This is a genomic window from Nonomuraea sp. NPDC001831 (assembly GCF_042892035.1).
Lineage (GTDB): Bacteria > Actinomycetota > Actinomycetes > Streptosporangiales > Streptosporangiaceae > Nonomuraea.
In genome coordinates this window covers 211,646-236,118 of record NZ_JBIATU010000015.1, presented here as the reverse complement: position 1 = coordinate 236,118, position 24,473 = coordinate 211,646, and the positions used below count along the sequence as shown (strand labels likewise).

The following is a 24,473-nucleotide window of genomic DNA, read 5'->3' as shown; positions in this document are numbered from 1 at the left end:
CGGCCACGGACCGAAACCGTTTCGTCTAGGACTTAACAGACTTTCGTTGACAATCATCAAAAGTCGGATCTACTGTCGCGATCTACGAAGGTTCTTCGATCGTCCGCCAATGGAACCCTCCTTCCCGGTCCACCCCCCACGGAAAGGGAACCTCCGCGATGCCTCCCAGCAGGCCCACCCGTGCCTCCCGATGGACGGCGCGGGTCAGCGCCGTCCTCCTGGCCATGTCGAGCGCGGTCGTGCTCACCGTGGCCGCCCCGCCCGCCCGCGCCCACGCCGCCATCGACCCCGCCGACTACCAGCGCGTCGAGCTGGCCAAGGGCGTCGCCGAGATGGGCGAGCCGATGACCATGGCCGTGCTGCCCGACCTGTCGGTGCTGCACACCGCGCGCGACGGGACGCTGCGCCGCACCGACGCCCAGGGACTGACCACCGTGGTCGGGGCGCTGCCCGTCTACACCCACGACGAGGAGGGCCTCCAGGGCGTCGCCGTGGACCCCGGCTTCGCCGCCAACCGGACCATCTACCTCTACTACGCCCCCCGCCTGAGCACGCCGACCGGCGACGCGCCCGCGACCGGCGCCGACTGGTCGGCCTGGCAGGGCGTCAACCGCCTGGCCCGGTTCACCCTCAAGCCCGACTGGACGCTCGACCTGGCCTCGCAGCGGACCGTGCTCGACGTGGCCGCCGACCGCGGCATGTGCTGCCACGTGGGCGGCGACATGGACTTCGACGCCCAGGGCAACCTCTACCTGTCCACCGGCGACGACTCCAACCCCTTCGACTCGGCCGGCTACGCCCCCCTCGACGAGCGCCCCGACCGCAACCCCGTCTACGACGCCCAGCGCAGCGCCGGCAACACCAACGACCTGCGCGGCAAGATCCTGCGCATCAAGGTGAACCCCGCGGACGGCACCTACACCATCCCCGCGGGCAACCTCTTCCCGCCGGGCACCGCGCGGACCAGGCCCGAGATCTACGCCATGGGCTTCCGCAACCCGTTCAGGATGACCGTGGACAAGGCCACCGGCGTGGTCTACGTCGGCGACTACGGCCCCGACGCCGGCAGCACCGACCCGAACCGCGGGCCCGCCGGGCAGGTCGAGTTCGACCGCGTCACCGGCCCCGGCAACTACGGCTGGCCGTACTGCACCGGCACCAACACCCTGACCGAGACCTACAACGACTACACCTTCCCCTCGGGCCCCTCAGGCCAGAAGTACGACTGCGCCGCGGGCGGCCCGGCCAACGACTCGCCGCGCAACACCGGCCTGGCCAAGCTCCCGCCCGCCAAGCCCGCCTGGATCAGGTACGGCGGCGACGCCGGCTCGCCGCCCGAGTTCGGCAGCGGCTCGGAGTCGCCGATGGGCGGCCCGATCTACCGCTACGACGCCGCCCTGAACTCCGCCGTCAAGTTCCCCCAGGACCTCGACGGGCACTTCTTCGCCGGCGAGTTCGGCCGCAAGTGGATCAAGGCGATCGACGTGGCCGCCGACGGCACGCGCGGCGAGATCGCCGCCTTCCCCTGGACCGGCACGCAGGTGATGGACCTGGCCTTCGGGCCCGACGGCGCGCTCTACGTCCTCGACTACGGCTCGGGCTACTTCGGCGGCGACGCCAACTCCGCCCTCTACCGCGTCGAGTACATCAAGGACCGCAACCGCTCGCCGGTCGCGGTCGCCAAGGCCGACCGGACGTCCGGCAAGCTGCCGCTCACCGTCGCCTTCTCCAGCGCCGGCTCCGCCGACCCCGAGGGCGGCGCGCTCACCTACGCCTGGGACTTCGGCGACGGCACCACCTCCACCGCCCCGAACCCCACGAAGACCTACACCAGCGAGGGCTCGTTCACCGCCACGCTCACCGTGCGCGACCCCCAGGGCAACACCGGCACGGCCGGCGTGGTCATCACGGCCGGCAACACCGCCCCCGCCGTGACCATCGGCACACCCGCCCCCGGGACGCTGTTCACCTGGGGCGACACCGTGCCCTTCACCATCGGGGTGACCGACCCCGAGGACACGCAGATCGACTGCGCCAAGGTGCGGATGACGTACGTGCTCGGCCACGACAGCCACGGCCACCAGATCACCTCGAAGAACGGCTGCGCGGGCGAGCTGACGATCCCGGCCGACGGCGAGCACGACGACGCGGCCAACATCTTCGCCGTCTTCGACGCCGAGTACACCGACAAGGGCGGCCTGACCACCCACACCCAGCACGTCCTGCAGCCCCGCCACCGCCAGGCCGAGCACTACGCGACGATGTCCGGCGTCTCGCAGATCTCCAAGGCGGCCGCGCACGGCGGCAGGACGGTCGGCGACGTGCACAACGGCGACTGGATCGCCTTCACCCCCTACCGGCTCGACGACGCCAGGACGTTCCGGGCGCGCGTCTCCTCGGGCGGCGTCGGCGGCTCCATCGAGGTGCGCACGGGCTCGCCCACCGGGCCGCTGCTCGGCAAGGCCGCCGTCCCGGTGACGGGCGGCTGGGAGACCTTCACCGACGTGCAAGCCCCGCTGACCGGCGCGACCGCCGCGTCCACCACGCTCTACCTGGTCTTCACCGGCGGCGCCGGGGCGCTGTTCGACCTCGACGACTTCACCCTGGCCAAGGAGGCGACGGCGGTCGGCCCGATCCGCGCCGCCGACGGCAGGTGCGTGGACGTCGCGGGCGCCGGCACCGCCGACGGCACCAAGGTTCAGCTCTACTCCTGCAACGGCACGAACGCCCAGAACTGGGCCATCGACGGCCAGACCGTCAAGGCGCTCGGCAAGTGCCTCGACGTGGCAGGGGCGAACAGCGCCGACGGCACCAAGGTGCAGATCTGGACCTGCAACGGCACGGGCGCGCAGAAGTGGACCGCCGAGGGCGGCGCGCTCAAGGCGCTCGGCAAGTGCCTCGACGCCACCGACCCGGCCCAGCTCGTCATCAGGACGTGCGACGGCGGCACGGCCCAGAGGTTCACCACGGCGACCCCCTCCGCCGGCGGCCCCGCCGTCCTGGTCTTCTCCCGGACGGCGGGGTTCCGGCACGACTCGATCGCGGCGGGCGTCCAGGCGATCAGGGACCTCGGGTTCGGGGTGACCGCCACCGAGGACCCGGCCGCGTTCACCACGGCGAACCTGGCCGCCTACAAGGCGGTCGTCTTCCTCAACACCACCGGCGACGTGCTCGACGCCGCGCAGCAGGCCGCGTTCGAGGCGTACGTCAAGGCGGGCGGCGGCTACGCCGGCGTCCACGCGGCCGCCGACACCGAGTACGACTGGCCCTGGTACGGCGGCCTCGTCGGCGCCTGGTTCGCCGCCCACCCGGCGGTGCAGAAGGCGACGGTCAAGGTCGAGGACCGCGCCCACCCGGCGACCGCCCACCTCGACGCCACCTGGCCGCGGACCGACGAGTGGTACGACTACCGGACCAACGCCAGGACCGGCGCCCACGTGCTGGCCACCCTGGACGAGTCGACGTACTCGGGCGGCACGATGGGCGCCGACCACCCGATCGCCTGGTGCAAGCCGTACGACGGGGGGCGTTCCTTCTACACCGGCGGCGGGCACACCGCGGAGTCCTTCGCCGAGCCCGCCTTCCGGCAGCACCTGCGCGGCGGCCTGGCCTACGCCACCGGCCAGGCCAAGGCCGACTGCCGCCCCGAGACCGGCTACACCACCCTCTACAACGGCTCGACCACCGGCTGGGAGCAGGCGGGGCCGGGCGGCTTCGCCAACGCCGGCGGCACGCTGACCTCGCAGGGCGGCATGGGCCTGCTGTGGTACAAGGCCAAGGAGTACACCACCTCCTACTCGCTCAAGCTGGACTGGAAGCTGGCCGGTGACGACAACTCCGGCGTCTTCGTCGGCTTCCCGCCCTCGACCGACCCGTCCTCGGCGGTGAACAGCGGCTACGAGATCCAGATCGACGCCACCGACGCGCCGGACCGGACCACCGGCTCGGTCTACGGCTTCAAGGCCGCCGACATCGCCGCCCGCGACGCCGCGCTGAACCCGCCGGGGGAGTGGAACACCTACGAGATCCGGGTCGAGGGCGAACGCCTCCAGGTGTTCCTCAACGGCGTGCGGATCAACGACTTCACCAACACCGACCCGGCCCGCTCACTGAGGAACGGGCACATCGGCATCCAGAACCACAGCGACGCCGACCACGCGTCCTTCCGCAACATCCGGATCAAGGAGCTCGGGCCGCCTGCCGGGGACTCCGTCGTCCAGGCCGAGACCTGGGCGCAGGCGTCCGGCGTGGCCACCTACCCGCACGCGCCCGCGCACGGCGGCACCGTGCTCGGCTACGTCAACCCGGGCGACTGGGCGGCCTACGACGTGGACCTCACCGGGGTCACCGCGTTCCGGGCGCGGGTGGCCTCGCCGGGGCCGTCGGGCGGCTTCGAGATCCGCGCCGGCTCGCCGGCCGGGCCGGTGCTCGGCGCCGTCACCGTGCCGAACACCGGAGGCTGGGAGTCCTACGCCGACGTCTCCACGGCGCTGACCGGCGTGCCCTCCGGCGCCGCCCGGCTGCACCTGGTGTTCACCGGCGCCGACTTCGACGTCGACGACTTCACCCTGGTCCGCGCCGCGGCCAGGACGCCGGCGAGACGAGCCCGGTAGCCGCCACGCCGACGGCCACCGGTAGCCCCCGGGCCGGTGGCCGCCACGCGGGCGGCCACCGGCCCGGCCCGGGGTCAGGGCAGCGCGTAGCCGAGGATCTGCTCGTGGATCAGGCCCTCGCAGCCCGCCTGGTCCGTCACCAGGTGGTCGCCACTCGCGGCCCGGCACCGGTGCAGCGCGACCGATCCGGGCACCTGGCTGGTGTAGACGTGCCCGACCGGGCCCATCGGGAACTGCCCCTCGCAGCCGGGGTCGCGGGTGAGCATGGTGTGCGCGCCGACCTTGCACTCGTACAGGGGCACGGTCCCGGCCGCCTGGTTGCGCAGCAGCTTCCACACGCGTTCCTGGGCGAAGCCGGGCGGCAGCAGCCGGGAGCTGGCCACGTGCCCCTTGCTCGACTGGTAGCCGCGACGGAGCTGAGTGTGGGGCAGCAGCTCGAAGCCGCACGACAACTGCGGGGGCGACAGGTCGTTCCGGTTGGCCAGCGCCCACGTGGCCCAGGCCGGCTTGGCCGACCCGTCGGTACGGCGCAGCCCCACGCCGAGGCCGGCGGCCGTCTCGTCCGGATGGTCGCTCATGCGGTGCCAGACGTAGCTCTCGATGCCCGGCGTGCCCAGGACGTTGCGGAAGGAGTTGCACAACTGCGACGCCTGCGCGGCCTCCGACGAGGGCGACAGCGAGTTCACGCCGCTCTCGGTCAGCTGCACCTGCCAGGCCGACGGCGTGTTCGGGAACTGCTGGCGCAACCAGCCGACCAGCACGCCGATGTTGCCGTAGGTGACCTTCGGGAAGTCGTCGGCGGAGAACTGCGGCGCCAGCAGGTTCGGCGGGTAGGGGTGGTAGGCGACGCGCCAGGCCCGGCTGCCGGCCCGCGCCGCCAGGCCCTTGAGCACGGTCATGCCCGACAACATCGCGTCGGCGGCGGCCGGCTGGTCGTAGGCGGTGCCGAAGTGGTGGTCGAGCGAGGTGAGCACCTTCGCGGTGGGCTGCTGGGCCATGACGGCGTCATAGGCGGCGTTGTAGTTCGCGGCGATCGCGTCCAGCCAGGCGGTCGTGCCGCACGCCGTGCCCTGGCCGCAGCCGATGTCGAACCAGGTGTTGCTGTTGACCTCGTTCATGACGACGAAGTCCGCGATGCGGCCGTTGCCGTGCTGCCCGTCGTAGCGCTGGGCCAGCATGCCGGCGAAGCGCCCGTAGTCGGCGGGGTCGTCGGGGACGCAGAACTTCTCGAACCCGGGGGCGGCGGGCGTGCAGGGACGGGCCCCGCGGGCCCAGGCCGGGGTGCCGTAGACGACGGCGGTGACGACGAGACCGCGGGCGGTCCAGTCCCTGACGGCGGCGTCGACGGCCGAGCCGACGGTGAAGCAGCGGCCGCCGAACTCCTGCGCGCCCGCCGCGCACGGCGGCGTCTTCACGCTGGGCTCCCAGTCGGCCCAGATGAGGTTCATGGCGACGCCGCCGGCGTTGTTGCCGGCGATCTCGTTCTTGTCGGGCCAGAAGTCCGGTTGCAGACCCTTGATGCGGTAGTCGGACCTGACCGGGTACGGCAGAGCGGCGGCGGTGGTGACGGCGGCGGTGGCGGTGGCGGTGGCGGCGGCCGGAGCGGCCGGGAGGAGAAGGAAGAGGACGGCGGCGATGCGGGCAACCCAACCCATGGGACCTCCTGGATTTAAACGTCTCAACAATGAGGCCCAGAAGGCGGCCAGGCAAGCCCTGATTTCCTGCGGCAGGCCGGCTTGAAACGTCACTGAGGAAGCGTCGACGCCCTGACCATGAGCTCCGGCTGGAAGACGATCTCCTGGTGCCAGTGGTTGACGTCGCCGCGGGCGTCGGTGAGCAGCAGCTCCGCGGCCGCCTGGCCGAGCTGGTGCTTGGGCTGGCGGACCGAGGTCAGCGACGGCGACAGCAGCTCGGCGAACTCGACGTCGTCGTAGCCCATGACGGCCATGTCGTGCGGGACGCGCACGCCGCGCCGCTCCAGCCCGCGCAGCGCGCCCAGCGCCACCGTGTCGTTGACGCAGAACAGCGCCGTCGGCCCCTTGCGGGCGGGCAGCCGCTCCAGGGCCGCCTCGCCCTCGCGCGGCGTCAGCGCGGGCAGCGTGACCTCGGTGATCACCTCGTCGGGGTCGAGCCCGGCGGCCCGCACCGCCCTGGCCAGCCCCTCGCGGCGGTCGGCGCACTGGCGCACGATCGGCGGCCCGTTGAGGAAGGCGATGCGCCGGTGGCCGAGCGCGAGCAGGTGGGCGCCGGCCAGCTCACCGCCCCGGACGTTGTCGACCGCCACCGCGCAGAGCTGGGCGTCGGCGCCCGGCCGGTCGAGCAGCACCATGCCGACGCCGCGCCTGCGCAGCTCCACCAGATGGGAGATGTCGGGCCCGGCGGGCGTGATGAGGATGCCGGGCACCCGGTGCTGCTCCAGGATCTGCAGGTAGTGGGCCTCCTTCTCGGCCGAGTCCCCGGAGCTGCACAGCACCAGGAGCAGCTGCTCCTGCGACAGCCGGGTCTCGATGCCGGGCAGCACCTCGCTGAAGAACGGGTTGCCGATGTCGCGCACCATGACGCCCACCGAGCGGCCGGAGCCGCCGCGCAGCTGACGGGCCGGCGCGCTGGGCACGAAGCCGAGCGTCTTGATGGAGGCGCGCACCCGGCGCAACGTGCGCTCGGCCACCAGCTCGGGCCGGTTGAGCACGTTGGAGACCGTTCCCACGGACACGCCGGCATGCGCCGCGACGTCGACCATGCTGAGCCGGCGGCGCTCGGCCGGCTTGTGGATGTCGGTCACCGGTGGACAGCCCTTCTGGTCACCTGGCAGAGAGAGGGCCAGTCTACTTGTTGAAATGTTTCAGCCAAACGATCCCGCGCTGCACGTCTGGATCCGGGGCATTGACGGAAGTACCTCACGGTGCCTACGGTGCGCATTGTTTGAAATGTTTCAACTAGTCGGGAGTACCCTTGTCGCATCTCGCCGTGACCGACCTGCGCGTCGAAGGACTGGCCGAACCACTGGGCCTCGACGTGGACGCGCCGGAGTTCTCCTGGCGGATCACCGGGGCCGGGCGCGGACGGGCGCAGAGCGCGTACCGGCTGGTCGTGGCCCGGGAGAGCGATCCGGCCGGCGAGGGGGCCGAAGTCGTCTGGGACAGCGGCGCGGTGACCTCGGCCGCGACCTTCGACGTCCCGTACGGCGGCGCCGCGCTGCGGCCCAGGACGCGCTACCAGTGGCGGGTCGAGGTGGCCGACGAGCAGGGCGAATGGTCCGGCTGGAGCCCCGCGCACTGGTTCGAGACCGGGCTCGGCGAGGCCGGCGGCTGGATGGCGGGCTGGATCGGCACCCCCATGGTGCCCGGCTCGGAGCGGCTGCCGTCGCTGGAGAACGTGCCGCGCATCTGGGTCGCCGGCCCGCTGGGCCCGTCCGGGTCGCCGACCGGGGCGTTCCGGACGCGGTTCGCGGTGCCGGGCGGGGCCAGGCCGCTGTCGGCGTGGCTGGTGATCGGCGACGGCGGGGGCGCCGCCGAGACGGCCGAGACGCTCGAGACCGCCGAGACGATCGAGGCGTACGTCAACGGGGTGCCGGTCGCGGGGGAGCGGCGGGACGGGGCGTTCGTGGCCGACGCGGGCGACCTGGTGGCCTCGGGCGAGAACGTGCTCGCGATCCGGGCCGCCGGGCCGGGGCTGTGCGTGCGGCTGGAGGTCGTGGTCGAGGGGCGGCCCGCGCTGCCGCAGCTCGTCCCGGTGGCGGGCGAGAGCACGGTGACCGTCACCTCCGGCGGCCGGTGGCGGGCCGAGAACCGGCCGGGCGAGGGCTTCGAGCAGCCCGGCTTCGACGACTCCGGCTGGCGGCTGGCCGAGGAGGTCGGGCTGCACGGCGACCCGCCGCTGGGCCGCGAACCGGTCGGCGACCGGCCGAGCCCGTACCTGCGGCGCGAGTTCGGCGTGCCGTCGCCGGTGCGCCGGGCCAGGCTGTACGCCACCGCGCTCGGCGTCTACGAGATCCACCTCAACGGCGCCCGGGTCGGCGCCGACCACCTGGCGCCCGGCTGGACCGACTACCGCCACCGCGTCACGTACCAGACCTACGACGTGACGGCGCTGGTGGCGGAGGGGCGCAACACGATCGGCGCGGTCCTGGCCGACGGCTGGTACGCCGGCAACATCAGCTGGTTCGGCTCCTTCCAGTACGGCCGCCGCCTGGCCTTCCGCGCCGAGCTGGAGATCCTGCACGAGGACGGCACCCGCACCCGGCTGCGCACCGACGCCGACTGGCGCGCCGGCTCCGGCGCGATCCGCTACGCCGACCTGCAGAACGGCGAGCGGCAGGACCTGGCGGCAGAACCGCTCGGCTGGACGGCCGTCGGGTTCGACGACTCCGGCTGGGCGCCCGTGGTGCCGGTGAGCCCGCCGGCGGGCCGGGTGACCGCCTCCGTCGCGCCGCCCATCCGGGTGCACGAGGAGGTGGAGCCGGTGCGCGTGTGGGAGCACCGGCCCGGCGTGTGGATCGCCGACTTCGGGCAGAACCTGGTCGGCTGGGTCCGGCTCACCGGCCGTGCCGGCCGCGACCGCCCGGTGGTGCTGCGGCACGCCGAGGTCCTCGACCACGAGGGCGGCCTGCACCTGGCCAGCCTGCGCTCGGCCCGCGCCACGGACGAGTTCCTGCCCCGCGGCGAGCAGGCCGAGACGTTCGAGCCGAGGTTCACCTTCCACGGCTTCCGGTACGCCGAGGTGTCGGGCCTGCGCGCGGCCCCCGAGTCGATCACCGCCAGGGTGGCCCACGCCGCGATGGAGCCGGCCGGCGAGTTCACCTGCTCCGACGAGCGGCTCGACCGGTTGCAGCGCAACATCGTGTGGGGGCAGCGCGGCAACTTCCTGGCCGTCCCCACCGACTGCCCGCAGCGGGACGAGCGGCTCGGCTGGACCGGCGACATCTGGGCCTTCGCCCCGACCGCCCTGTTCAACTACGACGCCGCCGCGTTCCTGCGCAGCTGGCTGACCGACGTGGTCGACGCCCAGGGCGACGACGGCGCGGTCACGCACGTGGTGCCCGACGTGCTGTCGGGCCGCGGCCTGTCGCCCAGCCCCAAGGAGGCCGGCTCGCCCGGCTGGGGCGACGCGCTGGTCATGCTGCCGTGGGCGCTGCACCGGCTGCGCGGCGACGCCCGCGTGGTCGCCGCCTGCTTCGAGCCCATGCTGCGCTGGCTGGCCTACCTGGACCGCCGCTCCGAGAACGGGATCTTCCCCGACGAGGGGTTCGGCGACTGGCTGTCGATCGGCGCCGAGACCCCCAAACGGCTCGTCGGCACGGCGATCTTCGCACTGTCGGCCCGTCAGCTGGCCGGGCTGGCCGCCGCGCTCGGCCGCGACGCCGACGAGCGTACCTGCCTGGAGCTGTACGAACGGGTGCGCCGGGCCTTCCGCGCCGCCTTCGTCGAGGGCCCCGGCGTGGTGGCGAGCGGCACGCAGACCGCGTACGTGCTGGCCGTCACCGCCGGGCTGCTGGAGGAGCACGAGCTGCCCAGGGCCGCGGCCCGGCTGGCCGGTGACGTCGAGGCGCGCGGCGGCCACCTGTCGACCGGGTTCCTCGGCACGCCGTACCTGCTGGACGCGCTCACCTCGACCGGGCGGCTGGACGTGGCCTACCGGCTGCTGACGCAGGACACCTTCCCGTCCTGGCTCTACCCGGTCGTGCACGGCGACGCGACGACCATGTGGGAGCGCTGGGACTCCTGGAGCCACCACCGCGGGCTGCAGGACCCCGGAATGAACTCCTTCAACCACTACGCCTACGGCGCCGTCGGCGACTGGATGTACCGGACGGTCGGCGGCCTGGCCCCCGGCTCGCCCGGCTACGCCGACATCGTCGTGCGCCCCCGCCCCGGCGGCGGGATCGGCTGGGCGCGGACCGCCCACCGCACCCGGCACGGCCAGGTGGAGATCGCCTGGCGGCTGACGGACGGCGGCCTCGCCCTGGACGTCGTCGTGCCGCCCAACACCCGCGCCGAGGTGCACGTGCCCGCGCCGCCGGAGCGGGTGACCGAGGGCGGCCGGCCGGCGGCCGAGGCGGAGGGCGTGACCTTCGACCGCCTCGACGACGGGGCCGCGGTCTACCGGGTCGGCTCCGGCTCGTACGCGTTCCGCACCACCGCTGAGAGGCATTGACGATCGTGACCAGCACACAAGCGCGCCGCCGGATCCCGTGGGGCGTCTACCTCGTCCTTCTTCCCACCTTCGCCCTGCTCGCGGCGTTCGCCTACTACCCGGCGCTCAACGGCATGCTGCACTCGCTGTACGAGTGGCGGCCGGGCTTCGGCTCGCCGTTCGTCGGTCTGGACAACTACCTCACGATGCTCGGCGACGACCTGTGGTGGGCCTCCTTCCGCAACGCCGGGATCATCTTCGTCTGGGCCGTCACGCTCATGTGGGTGTTCCCGCTGCTGGCCGCCGAGCTGGTGATGTCGCTGTCCAGCGAGCGGCTGCGGTTCGTCTTCCGCACCCTGCTGATCCTGCCGCTGGCCTTCCCGGCCGTGGTCAACGTGCTGCTGTGGCAGTTCATGTACGACCCGCGCGACGGCGTCGTCAACAGCCTGCTGCGCGCGCTCGGCCTGGACGGGCTGGCCGGCAACTGGATCGGCGACCCGGCCACGGCGCTGGCCGCGCTGATGACGATCGGCTTCCCGTGGGTGGCCAGTCTGCCGTTCCTGGTCTTCCTGTCGGCGCTGCAGAACGTGCCGGCCGAGATCTACCAGGCCGCCGAGGTGGACGGCGCCGGCCGGCTGCGCCGCTTCTGGAGCATCGACCTGCCGATGATGTTCCGCGACGTCAAGCTGCTGCTGGTGCTGGCGGTGATCTCGGTGCTCCAGTACGGCATGCAGGCCCACATCATGACCAAGGGCGGCCCCGACAACGCCACCCAGGTGCCCGTGCTGCGCATGCTCGACGCCGCCTTCGTGGACACGAGCTGGGGGTACGCGGCCGCGCTCGGCACCGTGCTGTTCGCGCTGACCCTCGGGGTGAGCCTGGTCGCGCTGGCGCTCGGCAGGAGGTCGGGATCGTGAGCCGGACCCGCAGGACCGACCTGGTGGCCGGCGGCGTGCTGACGGTGCTGGCCTTCGCCGGGCTGTTCCCGTACCTGTTCATGCTGGCCGCGTCGGTCAAGGACAACGAGCAGTTCTTCGCCAGCTACTGGTCGCCGGCCTGGCCGGTGCACCTGGACAACTACGCGGCGGCGTGGGAGCAGGTCAGCCCGTACCTGTTCACCTCGTTCGTGGTGGCGGCGCTGGCCATCGGCGGCACGATGCTGCTGGCCCCGGCGGCGGCGTTCGTGTTCGCCCGCTACCGCTTCCCGGGGCGCAACGCGCTGTTCGGGCTGGTCGCGGCGCTGCTCATGGTGCCCTCGATCACCAGCCTGATCCCGCTGTTCGTGCTGATGCGCGACCTCGGCATCCTGGACAGCCGGCTGGTGCTGATCATCCCGCACGTCACCGCGAACACGGTCTTCGGGATCGTCGTCATGCGCACCTACATGGCGCAGATCCCCGAGGAGATCTTCGAGGCGGCGCGGGTGGACGGGGCGGGCGGCGTCCGGCTGTTCCTGGCCTTCATGCTGCCGCTGGCCAGGCCGGTCATCGGCACGGTGGCGCTGATGACGGTGCTGGGCGTGTGGAACGACTACTTCTGGCCGCTGCTCACCGTGCAGACCGACGCCTACCGGACGATCCCCGCGGGGCTGGCCTTCTTCGCCAACCAGAACGCGCAGCAGTGGGGCCCGCTGTTCGCCGGCTACGTGCTGGCCAGCCTGCCGCTGGTGGTGCTGTTCACGTTCCTGTCCAAGTGGTTCCTGGCGGGCATCCAGGGCGGCATCGTGTCCGGCAAGTGAGCCGGTCTCGCGATTGAAACGTATCAATATGGAAAGGACCCGTACCCGATGAGAACACCCCCCACGAGCGGGCTCGCGGCCCCGGCCGCGCTGGCCGCGCTGCTCGCGCTGACAGGCTGCGGCCTGCTCGGCACCGGCGGCACGTCCGCCCAGGACGGCGGCGGCAAGGTGACGATCACGCTGGCCGGCCCCAACCAGTGGAACGCCAGCGGGAGCAGCTTCGGACCGGCCTGGGAGGCGCTGGTCGACGCCTTCGAGAAGCGCGAGCCCGGCATCGAGGTCAGGACGCAGGTGCTGCCTCTCGACGGCTTCATGCAGACGATCACCACCCAGCTCGCCGCCGGCACCGCGCCCGAACTGGTCTTCAACCAGCCGCCGCACAAGGCCCACGAGGTGCACGCGCTCGACGCCGAGCTGCAGAAGCCCAACCCGTACGTGCCGGGCAACCAGCGCTGGATCGACGTGTTCAGGAAGGAGTACTACGGCCCCGCCGTCTCCAAGGCGCTGAGCAAGGAGAGCGGCAAGCTGGAGTACATCCCCTTCAACCTGGTCGCCATCGGCCTGTTCTACAACAAGGACGCCTTCGCCAAGGCGGGCATCGACCAGCCCCCCGCCACCTGGCAGGACTTCAGGAGCGCCTGCGGGAAGCTCAAGGCGGCCGGCTTCGACCCCGTCGCCCTCGACAAGGGCGGCCTGGCCGCCGGCTGGACGTGGGAGGCGGTCAGCACCCAGCTCATCGACAAGTACCACGACGACTGGAACTTCTTCGACGCCGCCGGCAAGCCCGGCAAGGCGCCGACCGTGACCGAGAAGTCGATGAGCAAGGCCATCAAGCAGGGCACGCTCACCACCAGGACGCCCGAGGTCGCCGAGTCCCTGAAGATCTACAAGGAGTTCTTCGACTGCGGCACGCCCAACTGGACGGGCGTCGCCGACGGCGGCGCGACCGTGGGCTACCGCGACTTCGTCTCCGGCAAGGCCGCCATGTCGTGGGGCACCGACTTCGCCGTGGAGGCGCTGAAGGCGGACGCGAAGTTCGCCCTCGGCACGATGCCGTTCCCGACCATCACCAAGGCCAGCACGCCGCTGTCGTCGGAGGCCCCGGCCCGCTACGGCGCCTCGATCGGCGGCACCAGCTACATGATCCCCTCCACCGTCAAGGGCGAGAAGTACGCGGCGGCGGTCAAGTTCCTCCAGTACATGAGCTCGCCGGCGATCAAGCCCTGGCTGGACGCGACCGGCGGCCTGCCCGCCGTCGAGGGCGTGGAGCCGTCGGCCGAGACCGCCGGGATGCTGGAGGGCGAGTGGGGCAAGCCGTTCCGGGTGGTGGCCCTGCCGGGCGGCCCGGAGGGCACCTCCTTCCGCGACGTCTTCGACGGCTACCTGCTCGGCCGGCGCTCCCTGGAGGAGGAGCTGGCCGACCTGGACAAGTGGTGGAAGCGCGGCATCGAGGCCGGCATCAAGAAGAACGCCTGGGGCGACGAGGACTGGGCCAAGTAGGAGGAGATGACATGAGGTTGTTGATCGCCCTGGCGTTGGCCGTCCCGATGCTGGCCCTCCCGGCGCAGGCCCAGCCCGCGCGCGCGGCGGCGGCCGGCGGGGTGAGCGGCGTCGAGGTCGGCGGGGACACGATCACCGTCACCGGCGTCGCCCCTGGCCGGGCTGAGTTGTACGCGCTGGACACCTGGCAGGACTCGCCCGCGGGCGAGCAGCCGGTCGCGTCCGTCGAGGCGGGCCCGTTCCGCGTCGAGGTGCCCCGGATGGACGGTGACCAGGACCGGCTCTACGACAAGTTCCTCGCGGTGGGCGCGGACGGCCCGGTGGGAGAGGTGCACTACGCCGACAAGCTGAGCTTCGCGTCGGCCAACCAAACCCTTTATCCCGAAATGTCGGGCAAAAAGGGGTTACAGGTGCAGATGACGGACGACGCCGAGGAGATCGGCGTCCAGCACGCCGGCATCAACCTGGCCCTCGACTCGGTCATGACGGCCGGGCCGGGCGCCCCCGGCAACACCATCGAGTTCGTCTCGCAGGGAAAGACGTACTACTTCGACCGCGGCGCCGTCGCCGGGCTCGACGCCCAGGTCAAGCCGCTGTCGGACAACGGCGTCCTGGTCAACATGATCGTGCTGGTCTACAACAGCGGCGCGCCCAACTCCGCCGCGCGCACGCTCATCCACCCCGACGCCGAGCTGGGCAAGGGCACGGTGTACGCGTTCAACACCAAGACGGCCGAGGGCGAGGCGCACTTCACCGCCGCGATGGAGTTCTTCGCCCAGCGCTACAGCCAGGCCGACGGCCGGTACGGCCGGGCGTGGGGCTGGATCGTCGGCAACGAGATCGACGCCCAGCAGTTCTGGTACAACATGGGCCGCCAGGACCGTGCCGTCTTCCTCGACCAGTACGCCCGCGCCATGCGGCTGACCTGGCAGGCCGTGCGCAAGGCCGACGCCGCCGCCCGCGTCTACACCTCGCTGACGCACTTCTGGACGGGCGCGGCCAACGACGACCCGAAGTACACCTACAAGGGCCGCGACGTGGTGGACGGGCTCAACGCCCTCACCAAGCGCCAGGGCGACTTCGACTGGAACATCGCCTACCACCCCTACCCGGAGAACCTGTTTAACCCGGCGTTCTGGAACGACAAGACCGCCACGGACAGCTTCGACACCCTGCGGATCACGTTCAAGAACATCGAGCTGCTGCCGCGCTACCTCGCCCAGGACAACCTGACCTACAACGGGCAACGGCGGCGGGTGATCCTCTCCGAACAGGGCCTGAACTCCCAGGACTACTCCGCCAAGGAGCTGGAGCTGCAGGCCGCGGCCTACGCGTACGCCTACTACAAGATCGCCTTCGCCGACGGCATCGACTCCTTCATCCTGCACCGGCACGTCGACCACAAGCAGGAGGGCGGCCTGCGGCTCGGCCTGTGGACGTGGGACGAGGAGCACGGCGCGCCCTCCAACGCCGGGGAGCGCAAGCCCCTGCACGAGGTGTTCGCCGCCATCGACACCGACCGGTCGCTGAGCGTGACCGAGTTCGCCAAGAAGATCATCGGCATCTCCGACTGGAAGGACGTCATCCCCGGCTTCGACCCGGGCAAGCTGGCCGTCAGGAAGCCGCCCGCCACGGTGGGCACGCAGCTCGACGCCAGGCCGGTCGCCGAGCGGGTGATCTCCGGTTTCGAGACCGGCGCCGACGGCTGGCGGCCCTCGGACAACGCCGCCGCCGTGGAGCGGGTGGCCGTGGACGGCGGGCACGCGCTGCGCGTGCGCTTCGACCGCGACCTGCCCGGCTGGTCGCGGTACGCCAAGTCGTACAAGGGCGCCGACGTGCTGTTCGGCAAGCCGCTCGACGCCTCGCGCACGCCGTCGCTGTCGGTGTCGGTCCGGGTGCCGCCCGAGGCCGACGACGGCTTCAAACCGGGCAACGTCTTCACCGCCAAGGTCCGCGTCTACGGGCGCGGCGGCGCGGTCGCGGAGGGCGCCGGCACGGTCGACCCCGAGCTCGGCTGGAACCGGCTCACGCTGGACCTGTCCCGCTGGGCCCCGCGCGCCGCGATCTCCCGGGTCAAGGTGTGGGTGCGCGGCTCGGCAGGCTCCGACTGGGCGGGCTCCTACGACATCGACCGGCTGAGCCTGGCCGCGGCGGCGCTGCCCGGCCTCGCCCGGCGCAACGTCGAGGTGAGCGCGTCCACCGCCGAGCGCGGCCGGCTCGGCTCCAAGGTCACCTTCACCGTCACCAACCGGGACGTGCTGCCGATGGCCGGCCGGGTCACGCTGTCCGCCTGCGACGGCGTGGCCGTCGACCCGGGCGCGCTGCCGGTGAGCGGCCTGCGCACGGGCGCGAGCCGCACGTACGGGACCACGCTGACCGCATACGCGCCGGCGAACCAGGAGTATCCGGTGGTGTGCGCGTCCTACCTGGGGCGCACGGACCGGGTGACGTTCCGGCTGCCGCCGCAGGCCGCGTACGTGCCGCCCGCCCCCGACGCCTTCGCCAACCAGGAGCTGGCCGACGACTTCGACCAGGCCGGCGACTACCAGGCCTACCGGGTCCAGCCGGAGGACAAGGAGCTGCCGCGGGTGACGTACGCGGGCGGCGCGCTGTCGGCCGGGCACCCGTCGGCGTCCTGGTTCGGGCTGATGTCGTCGGGCGTCTCGCCGCGCAACCCGGCGTTCGCCACGGCGATCACGATCAGGAGGTTCCAGGGCGACTCCACCGACATGGACACCGTCTACACGGGCCTGGTCAAGGACGGCAGCACGGACGTGGCGGCGTTCTACGTCAACAGCCACAAGTTCGCCGGGTTCGAGGTGCGCGGCCCGCAGGTGCCGGGCGGGATCGCGGTCTTCGGCGTCAAGCAGGGCGTCACCGTCCCCGACGGCGGCCGCTTCGCGCTGTCGCTGGTGGGCGAGCGGGCCGCCATGTACGCCGACACCGGCTCCGGCTGGGAGCTGGTGACCGCGGCCACGCTGGAACACCTGCCGGCGTTGTCGGACCCGGAGGTCAGGGCCGGTTACCGCTACGGCTTCGGCGTGCGCGGCGACCCCGGCCCCAGCCCGTTGGTGCTCGACGCGGTGGAGGGGCGCAGCATCTCCTGACGCCCCCGGCCCGCCGCTCACGGCCACAGGTCCCGCGGGAAGCCGGTCCAGCGCAGGCCGGACGGGAGGTGGCTCAGGTCGTTGAACATCACCATCGTGGGCGGCAGGCCGGCGCGGTACTCGATGATCGTCAGGCCGGTGTTCGCGCTGTTCAGGCCGAGCCACCGGGGCGGCGGCGCGTCCAGCGCGTGCCGGACCAGCCAGGCGATCTGGTCGGCGTGCGTCACCAGCACCTCGTGCACGTCGGACGCGGGCTCGCCGGGGACCGTCGCGAACCGGGCGACCAGGGCGTCGGCGAGCGCGCGCCCCGAGGCCGCCTCGGCCTGGTCGAAGCCGTCGAAGTAACCGGCCCAGGACGCGGGCGTCTCGGCGGGGGCGGGCACGTACGGCACGTGGTCGACGAGCTCGGCGGCCTCGGCCACGGGCACGCCGGGCAGGTGCCGGGCGAGCTCGCCCGCGCTCTCGGCGGCACGCGACAGCGGGGAGTGCCACACGGCGTCGATCGGCATGGCGGCCAGCCGTTCGCCCAGCAGGGCCGACTGCCGCCGCCCGTCGTCGGTGAGCTGCCCGAACGCGTCGGCCGCGCCGTGGCGGGCCAGGTAGAGGCGTCGCATTGACATGGGTGATCGGGGAGCGGCGGGTCAGCGGCCGCTCCCCTCTCCTTTCCGGGGGCAGGTGACGGTGACGGTGCCGGCGGTGCCGTCGACGGTGACGAGCGCGCCGTCCCGCAGCCTGCTGGTCACGTCAGGGACGCCGAGAACGGCGGGGATGGCGTGCTCGCGGGCCACGATCGCGGCGTGGGACAGCACTCCGCCGGTCTCGGTCACGACGCCGGCGGCGATGCGCAGCAGCGGCGTCCACGCCGGGTCGGTGAAGGGGCAGACCAGCACGTCGCCCGGGAGCACGCGGGCGAAGTCGCCCGGCCCGCGCACGATCCGCGCGGTGCCGGTGACGGCTCCGCGGCTGCCCGGCGTCCCGACGAGCGCCCCGGACGGCACGTCCGCGGCCGGGACGGGCGGGCCGGCGGGCGGGGGAGCGGCGGTGACCGGGCGGGCCTGCAGGATCCAGACGTGGCCGGCCGCGACGGCCCACTCGACGTCCTGCGGCCCGCCGCGCAGGGCCGCGATCCGCGCGCCCAGCCCGGCCAGCCGCACGGCGGTCGCGTCGTCGATCGCCGCCCGCCCCCGGACGCCGTCGGGCACGTTCCGCACGACGAGCCGCGCGCCCTCCCGGTCGAGCCGGGTGCGTTTGTCGGCCGGCGTGCGCACGACCGATCCGTCCGCGGCGACCCGGTAGGAGTCGGGGGTGACCGTGCCGCCCACGACGCTGGGCCCGAGCCCCCACGACGCCTCGATCCCGGTGGGCTCGCCCGGCCCGGCCGGGGTGAACATGACCCCGGACGCCTCGGCGTCCAGGTGGCGCTGGACGACCACGGCCATCGCCGGGCCGTCGCCCGACCTGTCGCCCGACCTGTCGCCGGACCCGCCGCCGGAGCCGCCGCCGGACTCACGGCCGGCGGCGGCGCGCGGTGAGAACAGCGAGGCCCAGCAGGCGCGCACGGCCTCGGCCACGCCGTCCGCGCCGCGCACGGCGAGGAAGCTCTCGTATCGGCCGGCCGCCGAGCTGCGGCCGGTGTCCTCGTCGGCCGCCGACGACCGCACGGCCACGGGCGGGTCGCCGAGCGCGCCGAGCCCCCGCGCCAGCGCCGCGGCCAGCCCGGCGTCGACCGTGAGCGCCTCGATCGCGCGCCGCGCCGCGGCCGGGTCGTCGGGGCCCGCGGTGCGCCGGCCGAGGTCGAGGCCGCGGACCGCGGCGAGGTAGGCGGCGAACGGCACCACGAAACCGTCGGGGACCGGCAGCCCGGCCCGCAGCAGCGCGCCGAGCGCGCCGCCCTTGCCCCCGCAGGTGTCGGCCGCGGCCTCCTCGAGGGGTACGATCATCCGCCCGCCCTTCAACAAAATGTTGACGATGTCCCGCCGATTGTGAATCATGGCCCGCATGCAACGCAACCACGACCCCGTCCGCGCCGCGAACGCGGACCAGCTTCAGGCCCAGCGCGAGAAGGAGGGCCGCCGGCGGCTCATGGCCCTGGGCGCCGACCTGCTCGACCCGCGCCCGTGGCAACCTCCGCCCGTGCCGCCGTCGGCGGTCGACCTGACGCGGTTCGCCGTCTGGCGCAACGCCGGCCTGGAGCCGGAGGACGTCCTGGGGGCGCTGGCCCTGCTGCCCGCCGCGCGCGCCGAGGTCGAGGCGATCGAGTCCGCCCTGCTGTTCACCGCCCGCAGCGCCGGGCTGACCTGGGCGCAGATGGCCGAGGCGATGGGGTTCAACTCGCCGCAGGCGTGCCAGCAGCACTACACCCGCCTGACTACCCGTCAGGAGGCCGGCTCATGACCCGGCAGTCCGCGCCCGGCCTGCTGGCGCTGCACGCCGTACGCGTCACCGGCTTCGCCGACACCCCGGTGCTCGCCCGCCGGTACGCGCTCGGCGTGGCCGAGACGGAGGAGGAGCTGCTCGACGCCGAGGCGCGCGGCTGGGTGAGCCGCTCAGAGTTCGCCGGCACCGGCGGCTGGTCGCTCACCGAGACGGGCCGGGCCGAGGACGAGCGGCGCCTGGCCGCCGAGCTCGACCAGGCCGGCTGCGCCGAGGAGGTGCACGACGTCTACCGCGAGTTCCTGCCGCTGAACGCCCTGCTGCTGAAGGCGTGCACCGACTGGCAGCTGCGCCCGGACGGCCGCGACCGGCTCGCCGTCAACGACCACTCCGACCCCGCCTGGGACGCCCGGATCCTGCACGAGCTGACCGTCGTCGGCCGGGCCCTCCAGCCGCTCGCCGACCGGCTGACCGGCGTCCTGGCCCGGTTCGGCGGGTACGACAGGCGCTTCGCCGCGGCCCTGGCCCGCGCCCGCAACGGGGAGGGCGCGTGGGTGGACCGCACCGACGTCGACTCCTGCCACCGCGTCTGGTTCGAGCTGCACGAGGACCTGATCTCCACCCTCGGCCTCGACCGCCACGCCCGCTCCTGACGCCGGCGCGCGCCGGGGCGCGGGGCGGTGTGGTGCGCGCGGCAGGTCGAGCGGCATGTCGCCGCGGCCCGGACGCGCACGGCGGCGCGGACCGGCCGGATCAGTCGCCGGTGATGGTCAGGCCCGCCTCGGCGGCCGCCGCGTAGGCGTCGTCGATGTGCACCACGCGGCGTCCGGCGCGGGCGAGCAGGCTGGTGGCGGCGGCCGCCCGGTAGCCGGAGCCGCAGTGCGTCCACACCGTGCCGGCCGGGACGTCGGCCAGGCGGTGCGGCAGGTCCGGCAGCGGGATGTGGGTGGCGCCCGCGACGTGGCCGGCCCGCCATTCGTTGGTCATGCGCACGTCCAGCACGACGTCCGGGGCGGGCAGGTGCGCGGGCGCGCGCCCGGCGCGGACGGCGGCCAGGTCGGCGAACGTGGCCACCGCCAGCTCGCCCAGCCGCTCGTCGTGACCGCCGGCCCACTGGCCGGGATCGCCGGTCGCGGCGGCGGCCGGACGGTCGACGCCGATGCGGGCCAGTTCCCGCTGGGCGGCGGCGACCTGCGCGGCGTCCTCGCCCAGCAGGGTGATCGGCGCGCCCCAGGGAGCCATCCAGGCGAGCCAGGTGGACATCGGGCCGTCGAGGCCGAAGCTGAGCGTGCCGGTCAGGTGGCGGCTGGCGAACGCCTTGCGGGAGCGCAGGTCCACCACCCACTCCCCGGCCGCGATCCGCTTCCTGAGCTCCGCGGGGTCGGCGGTCCGTACGGGGGTGAGGTCGATCGGGCCGCCGCCCTCGGAGTTGCGCGGGCCCATGTGGGCGTAGTAGGCGGGGTAGGCGTCGAGACCGGCGAGGGTCTGGGCGACGAAGTCGTCGGCCTCCAGGCGCAGCGCCGGGTTGGCCTGCCGCTCGCGGCCGATCGTGGAGGCCGGGGCGTCGGCCTGCGTCGCCGAGCAGAAGCTGCCGAAGCCGTGGGTGGGCCACACGTGGGCGCCGTCGGGCAGCAGGTCGGCCAGGCGGTGCGCCGAGGTGTGCTGGCGGTGGGCCAGGTCGTGGGCGTGCTCGGCGCCGAGCAGGTCGGTGCGGCCGGTGGTGCCGAAGAGCAGGGAGCCGCCGGTGAAGACCCCTTCGGGCCCGTCCGGGCCGGTCAGGATGTAGGACAGGTGGTGGAAGGTGTGGCCGGGCGTGGCCACCGCCTGGACGCTCATCGCGCCGGACAGCGTGACCTCCTCGCCGTCGGAGACCGGCCGGCGGTCGAACCGCACGCTCTCGTCGTCGGCGACCAGGTAGGCGGCGCCGGTCACCCGGGCCAGCGCCAGGCCGCCCGAGACGTAGTCGTTGTGCAGGTGGGTCTCGGCCACGTGGGTGACGCGCACGCCGAGCCGTCCGGCCAGGGCGAGGATCCGGTCGATGTCCCGCTGCGGGTCGACGACCAGGGCGACCTGGCCGTCGTGGGCGAGATAGCTGCGGTCGCCCAGGGAAGAGGTCTCCACCACCTCGACGTGGATCGTGCTCATCGTCTTCGCCGCCTTCGTGTCGTCGCAGTCGCGGTCCGGTCAGGACCGTCCTACCCATTGATACCCTGGGGGGTATAGGGCAGGTAAAAAGACGGGCATGCTCGGGCGTACGGGTTCAGCCGCCGCCTTCGGATGCCCGTGGGGGAGATCGGTGCTGAATCAGGACAGGGCCAGGAACAGCTTCTCCAGCCGCTCCGGCGTGATGGCGGGCTCCTCGCCGCGCTCGCGCGCCGCCTGGCACTGTTGCAGGCCGGTGGAGATGATCTTGAATCCGGCCCGGTCCAGGGCCTTGGACACCGCCGCGAGCTGGGTCAGCACCCGCTCGCAGTCGTCACCGTTCTCGATCATGGCGATCACCCCGCCGAGCTGGCCGTGGGCCCGCTTGAGCCGGGTGAGCGCCTCGGCCAGGACGGCCGCGTTCATGTCCATTCGCTCCACCTCCACCGCCAATATACCCCCCTAGGTATTGTGGCGCGCACGTCCGCGGGGGCGCGGTGGAGGCGGAGGCGGTCACGGGTTGGGGGTGAGCCGCTCAGCGATCTTCTTCAGCTCGGCGGACACGGCCCCGGCGTCGCGGAACTCCTTGGCGTACGTCGGGCTGAACATGATCTCGGCCCACTGCCGGTCGCCCATGCGGAGGAAGAGGGTGGGCGTGCCCTTCATGCCGTCCTCGCCGACGTTCTGCACGACCAGGTAGCCGCCGCGGTCGCCGACGGTGACCTCCTCGCCGTCCCCCTCGTCGCGGTAGGCCGCGATCCGGTCGCCGACCTCCTGGACGGCCCCCTCCTCGTACATGTAGATCTGCACCCGGTAGGAGCCCGGGTCGTCGCCCTCGTAGAAGTAGGCGGTGGTGTACTTGTCGCCGAAGTCCACCGACCAGCCGGACCACTTCAGCCGCTCGGGCAGGTATCCCACCTTGACGTGCCCGAACGTCGTCCCGTCGCCCAGGTCGCCGAGGCTCGGCGGTTCCGATGGCGGGGGCGGGGTGTCGTCGATGGCGGGCGGCTCCGGCGTCACGGAGATCGTGACCTGGCCGCCCGTCGCGGTCACCGTGCTCGCGCCCAGGTACGCCACGGGCGCGGCCACGACCGCCACGGACGCCGACAACGCCGCGATGCGGCCCCTCGCCCGCCTGCGCCGGGACCCGCGCACCACCCGTTCCACCAGGTCGGGCGCGGCGTGCAGCCGGGTGGTCTCCTCCGTCATGAGCCGGAGGAGCTCCTCCTCAAGCGTGGGCATTCCTGATCACTCCTTCCACTGTCTCCCGTCCGAGGGCCGAACGGAGTTTGGCCGTCGCCTTCGACGCCTGGCTCTTGACCGTGCCGACCGAGCAACCGAGCACCTCAGCCGTCTGCGCCTCGCTGAGGTCCTCCCAGTACCGCAGGACGATCACCGCCCGCTGCCGGGGCGGCAGGGCGCGCAGCGCGTCCATGAGCACCTGGCGCAGGTCGGTGTCCGTCGCCCGGTCCGGCGTGTCCGGCGGGCTGTGCATCGGGACGATCCTGAGGATCGCCCGGCGGCGGGCCCGGCTGATGGCGGCGTTGACGATGACGCGGCGCACGTACGGCTCGGGGCTGTCGTGGCGGACCCGGTCCCAGTTCCGGTAGGTGCGCTCCAGCGCGGTCTGCAGCAGGTCCTCGGCCTCCGCCTCGTCGCCGCAGGCGAGGTAGGCGACCCGTAGCAGGCTCGTGGCGCGTGCGGCCACGAATGCGCCGAAGTCGTGTTCCGTGGCGCTCACGGCTGTCTGTCCGATTTCACGCTTCCTTATACGCCTGGGCGCCGGCGGCGGTTGCCCGCGAGAGCGCAGGAAGGCGGCGGGCAACCCTTCGGGCGGCTCAGGCGTATGGACGGTCATGACTTTGTATTCATGGACCGCGGCGGCGACGTTCCGCCGCCTGATCGCCATGGGCGCCGGGCTGGCGGTGGGCGCCGCCCTGGGCATGCCGGCGCCGGCCGCGGCGGCCCCGCCGGAGGGCGCCTACTGGCACGTCAAGGAACTGCTCACCATGCCGCAGGAGTGGCGGTTCGGCACCAGGGCGCACCCGTACTCGCTGGTCAAGAAGCAGATCATCGAACGGTGGACCACCCCCGACGGCAGGGCCTGGTACGCCTACCGCGAACTCGGGGCGACCCCGCCGACCCCGGCCGACAAGAAGGCCTGGCGGCGGGACGGCTCACCCGCCAGGTGGAGCGAGTCGATCGACGGGAAGACCGTGCGGCTGTCCACCGAGCCGGCCAAGGGGCACGTGGGGGCCGTGCGGGAGTCCGTCAAGTTCGAGCTGGCCGGGCAGTTGCTGACCTACGACGAGGTCCAGCGCCTGCCCGCCGACCCCGCCCTGCTCAAGGACTGGCTCACCAGGGCCGGCCGGGTCGGCCGCATCCCCGACAGCGCCCTGCCCGGCTGGGTGGCCGGGACGCTGCCCCAGCTCCTGCACGTGCTGCCCGCCCCGAAGGAGGTGCGCAACGCCGCCTACCAGGCGATGCTCACCATGCCGGGCGTGCGCGCGGACGGCAACGCCAAGGACGAGCTGGGCAGGCCGGGCGCCGTCGTCGTGATCGACACGACGAACGGGACGGGCGGGACGGCGACGCGGACGAGAACCCGGCTGATCGTCGACACCGGCAGGATGGCGCTGCTGTCGCAGGAGTACAGCGCCGGTGGCGGCGGGAAGGGGCCCGCGAAGTCGTCCGTCACGACCCTGGCCGAGGTCGGCTGGACCGACGCCCGGCCCGCCGTACCGGCCCTGCCCTGACCCGGCCCCGGCCCGCCGCGCCGGCCCTGCCCTGATCCGGCCCCGGCCCCGGCCCGCCGTGCCGGCCGCGTCCTGACGGTCCGGCTCTGCTCTGACGGCCCGGCGGGGGCGG

General features: G+C 73.1%; 17 protein-coding genes. 9 read left to right on the top strand and 8 right to left on the bottom strand.

The genetic code is table 11. The features are described 5' to 3' along the window. Positions 1-158: 158 nt before the first annotated feature. Positions 159-4,613 (top strand): ThuA domain-containing protein, encoded by a 4,455-nt coding sequence (locus tag ACFYYW_RS37645; RefSeq protein WP_387656394.1) that lies wholly within the window; start codon positions 159-161, stop codon positions 4,611-4,613. Between the two features lie 74 nt (positions 4,614-4,687). Here the strand turns inward: ACFYYW_RS37645 and ACFYYW_RS37640 are convergent, their stop codons facing one another. Together ACFYYW_RS37640 and ACFYYW_RS37635 are read right to left on the bottom strand one after the other, a co-directional pair. Further along, the gene (locus tag ACFYYW_RS37640) at positions 4,688-6,268 is read right to left on the bottom strand and encodes a DUF5722 domain-containing protein (protein WP_387656391.1); all 1,581 of its coding nucleotides are present in this window, start codon (positions 6,266-6,268) and stop codon (positions 4,688-4,690) included. A gap of 89 nt (positions 6,269-6,357) precedes the next feature. Continuing rightward, positions 6,358-7,395: a LacI family DNA-binding transcriptional regulator gene (locus ACFYYW_RS37635; protein WP_387656388.1), complete on the bottom strand. Its 1,038-nt coding sequence runs from the start codon at positions 7,393-7,395 to the stop codon at positions 6,358-6,360. A 170-nt stretch (positions 7,396-7,565) separates the two neighbouring features. Between ACFYYW_RS37635 and ACFYYW_RS37630 the strand changes: the two genes are divergently transcribed. Genes ACFYYW_RS37630 through ACFYYW_RS37610 form a run of 5 tightly spaced genes read left to right on the top strand, consistent with a single transcriptional unit; the run spans position 7,566 to position 17,090 of the window. Beyond that, positions 7,566-10,766 carry a family 78 glycoside hydrolase catalytic domain gene (locus tag ACFYYW_RS37630; protein WP_387656385.1) on the top strand — a complete coding sequence of 1,067 codons (3,201 nt, stop codon included), beginning with the start codon at positions 7,566-7,568 and terminating at the stop codon, positions 10,764-10,766. A gap of 5 nt (positions 10,767-10,771) precedes the next feature. After that, positions 10,772-11,662: a carbohydrate ABC transporter permease gene (locus ACFYYW_RS37625; protein ID WP_387656382.1), complete on the top strand. Its 891-nt coding sequence runs from the start codon at positions 10,772-10,774 to the stop codon at positions 11,660-11,662. Continuing rightward, complete coding sequence (locus tag ACFYYW_RS37620; protein WP_387656379.1) at positions 11,659-12,483, top strand: carbohydrate ABC transporter permease; 825 nt, start codon at positions 11,659-11,661, stop codon at positions 12,481-12,483. Before ACFYYW_RS37625 ends, ACFYYW_RS37620 begins: the two co-directional genes overlap by 4 nt. 48 nt (positions 12,484-12,531) lie before the next feature. Then, positions 12,532-13,983 (top strand): ABC transporter substrate-binding protein, encoded by a 1,452-nt coding sequence (locus tag ACFYYW_RS37615; protein ID WP_387656377.1) that lies wholly within the window; start codon positions 12,532-12,534, stop codon positions 13,981-13,983. An 11-nt stretch (positions 13,984-13,994) separates the two neighbouring features. Then, positions 13,995-17,090, top strand: coding sequence for a DUF5722 domain-containing protein (locus ACFYYW_RS37610; protein WP_387656374.1), 3,096 nt, complete (start codon positions 13,995-13,997; stop codon positions 17,088-17,090). A 17-nt stretch (positions 17,091-17,107) separates the two neighbouring features. Here ACFYYW_RS37610 and ACFYYW_RS37605 read toward each other — a convergent pair whose 3' ends face one another. Then, entirely contained in the window at positions 17,108-17,704 is a 597-nt protein-coding gene (locus ACFYYW_RS37605; protein ID WP_387656371.1) for a histidine phosphatase family protein, read from the bottom strand. 27 nt (positions 17,705-17,731) lie between these two features. Then, entirely contained in the window at positions 17,732-19,030 is a 1,299-nt protein-coding gene (locus tag ACFYYW_RS37600) for a PEP/pyruvate-binding domain-containing protein (protein WP_387656368.1), read from the bottom strand. Between the two features lie 58 nt (positions 19,031-19,088). On the opposite strand from ACFYYW_RS37600, the gene ACFYYW_RS37595 reads away from it, so the two are divergent. Together ACFYYW_RS37595 and ACFYYW_RS37590 are read left to right on the top strand one after the other, a co-directional pair. Further along, the gene (locus ACFYYW_RS37595) at positions 19,089-19,484 is read left to right on the top strand and encodes a DNA-binding protein (protein WP_352328996.1); all 396 of its coding nucleotides are present in this window, start codon (positions 19,089-19,091) and stop codon (positions 19,482-19,484) included. Then, a complete protein-coding gene (locus ACFYYW_RS37590) occupies positions 19,481-20,116 on the top strand; it encodes a transcriptional regulator (protein WP_387656365.1) in 636 nt (211 codons plus the stop codon). The genes ACFYYW_RS37595 and ACFYYW_RS37590 overlap by 4 nt, the downstream gene beginning before the upstream one ends. Before the next feature lie 100 nt (positions 20,117-20,216). Here the strand turns inward: ACFYYW_RS37590 and ACFYYW_RS37585 are convergent, their stop codons facing one another. The 4 genes from ACFYYW_RS37585 to ACFYYW_RS37570 all read right to left on the bottom strand — a co-directional run bounded on the left by ACFYYW_RS37585 (position 20,217) and on the right by ACFYYW_RS37570 (position 23,346). Beyond that, complete coding sequence (locus tag ACFYYW_RS37585; RefSeq protein ID WP_387656363.1) at positions 20,217-21,608, bottom strand: rhodanese-like domain-containing protein; 1,392 nt, start codon at positions 21,606-21,608, stop codon at positions 20,217-20,219. Between the two features lie 159 nt (positions 21,609-21,767). Beyond that, entirely contained in the window at positions 21,768-22,037 is a 270-nt protein-coding gene (locus ACFYYW_RS37580; protein WP_352328991.1) for a metal-sensitive transcriptional regulator, read from the bottom strand. 81 nt (positions 22,038-22,118) lie between these two features. Continuing rightward, the gene (locus tag ACFYYW_RS37575; RefSeq protein ID WP_387656359.1) at positions 22,119-22,847 is read right to left on the bottom strand and encodes a hypothetical protein; all 729 of its coding nucleotides are present in this window, start codon (positions 22,845-22,847) and stop codon (positions 22,119-22,121) included. Further along, positions 22,834-23,346 carry a SigE family RNA polymerase sigma factor gene (locus ACFYYW_RS37570; RefSeq protein WP_364418617.1) on the bottom strand — a complete coding sequence of 171 codons (513 nt, stop codon included), beginning with the start codon at positions 23,344-23,346 and terminating at the stop codon, positions 22,834-22,836. Before ACFYYW_RS37570 ends, ACFYYW_RS37575 begins: the two co-directional genes overlap by 14 nt. Positions 23,347-23,461: 115 nt before the next feature. Here ACFYYW_RS37570 and ACFYYW_RS37565 point away from each other — a divergent pair, with 115 nt between their 5' ends. Further along, positions 23,462-24,361, top strand: coding sequence for a hypothetical protein (locus tag ACFYYW_RS37565; protein ID WP_387656356.1), 900 nt, complete (start codon positions 23,462-23,464; stop codon positions 24,359-24,361). Positions 24,362-24,473: the final 112 nt, after the last annotated feature.

Excerpts from the sequence above, each read along its gene's own strand:
- ACFYYW_RS37645 (WP_387656394.1), top strand. The coding sequence starts at position 159 with ATGCCTCCCAGCAGGCCCACCCGTGCCTCCCGATGGACGGCGCGGGTC.
- ACFYYW_RS37640 (WP_387656391.1), bottom strand. The coding sequence starts at position 6,268 with ATGGGTTGGGTTGCCCGCATCGCCGCCGTCCTCTTCCTTCTCCTCCCG.
- ACFYYW_RS37615 (WP_387656377.1), top strand. The coding sequence starts at position 12,532 with ATGAGAACACCCCCCACGAGCGGGCTCGCGGCCCCGGCCGCGCTGGCC.
- ACFYYW_RS37610 (WP_387656374.1), top strand. The coding sequence starts at position 13,995 with ATGAGGTTGTTGATCGCCCTGGCGTTGGCCGTCCCGATGCTGGCCCTC.
- ACFYYW_RS37605 (WP_387656371.1), bottom strand. The coding sequence starts at position 17,704 with ATGCGACGCCTCTACCTGGCCCGCCACGGCGCGGCCGACGCGTTCGGG.
- ACFYYW_RS37600 (WP_387656368.1), bottom strand. The coding sequence starts at position 19,030 with ATGATCGTACCCCTCGAGGAGGCCGCGGCCGACACCTGCGGGGGCAAG.
- ACFYYW_RS37595 (WP_352328996.1), top strand. The coding sequence starts at position 19,089 with ATGCAACGCAACCACGACCCCGTCCGCGCCGCGAACGCGGACCAGCTT.
- ACFYYW_RS37590 (WP_387656365.1), top strand. The coding sequence starts at position 19,481 with ATGACCCGGCAGTCCGCGCCCGGCCTGCTGGCGCTGCACGCCGTACGC.
- ACFYYW_RS37585 (WP_387656363.1), bottom strand. The coding sequence starts at position 21,608 with ATGAGCACGATCCACGTCGAGGTGGTGGAGACCTCTTCCCTGGGCGAC.
- ACFYYW_RS37580 (WP_352328991.1), bottom strand. The coding sequence starts at position 22,037 with ATGGACATGAACGCGGCCGTCCTGGCCGAGGCGCTCACCCGGCTCAAG.
- ACFYYW_RS37575 (WP_387656359.1), bottom strand. The coding sequence starts at position 22,847 with ATGCCCACGCTTGAGGAGGAGCTCCTCCGGCTCATGACGGAGGAGACC.
- ACFYYW_RS37565 (WP_387656356.1), top strand. The coding sequence starts at position 23,462 with ATGACTTTGTATTCATGGACCGCGGCGGCGACGTTCCGCCGCCTGATC.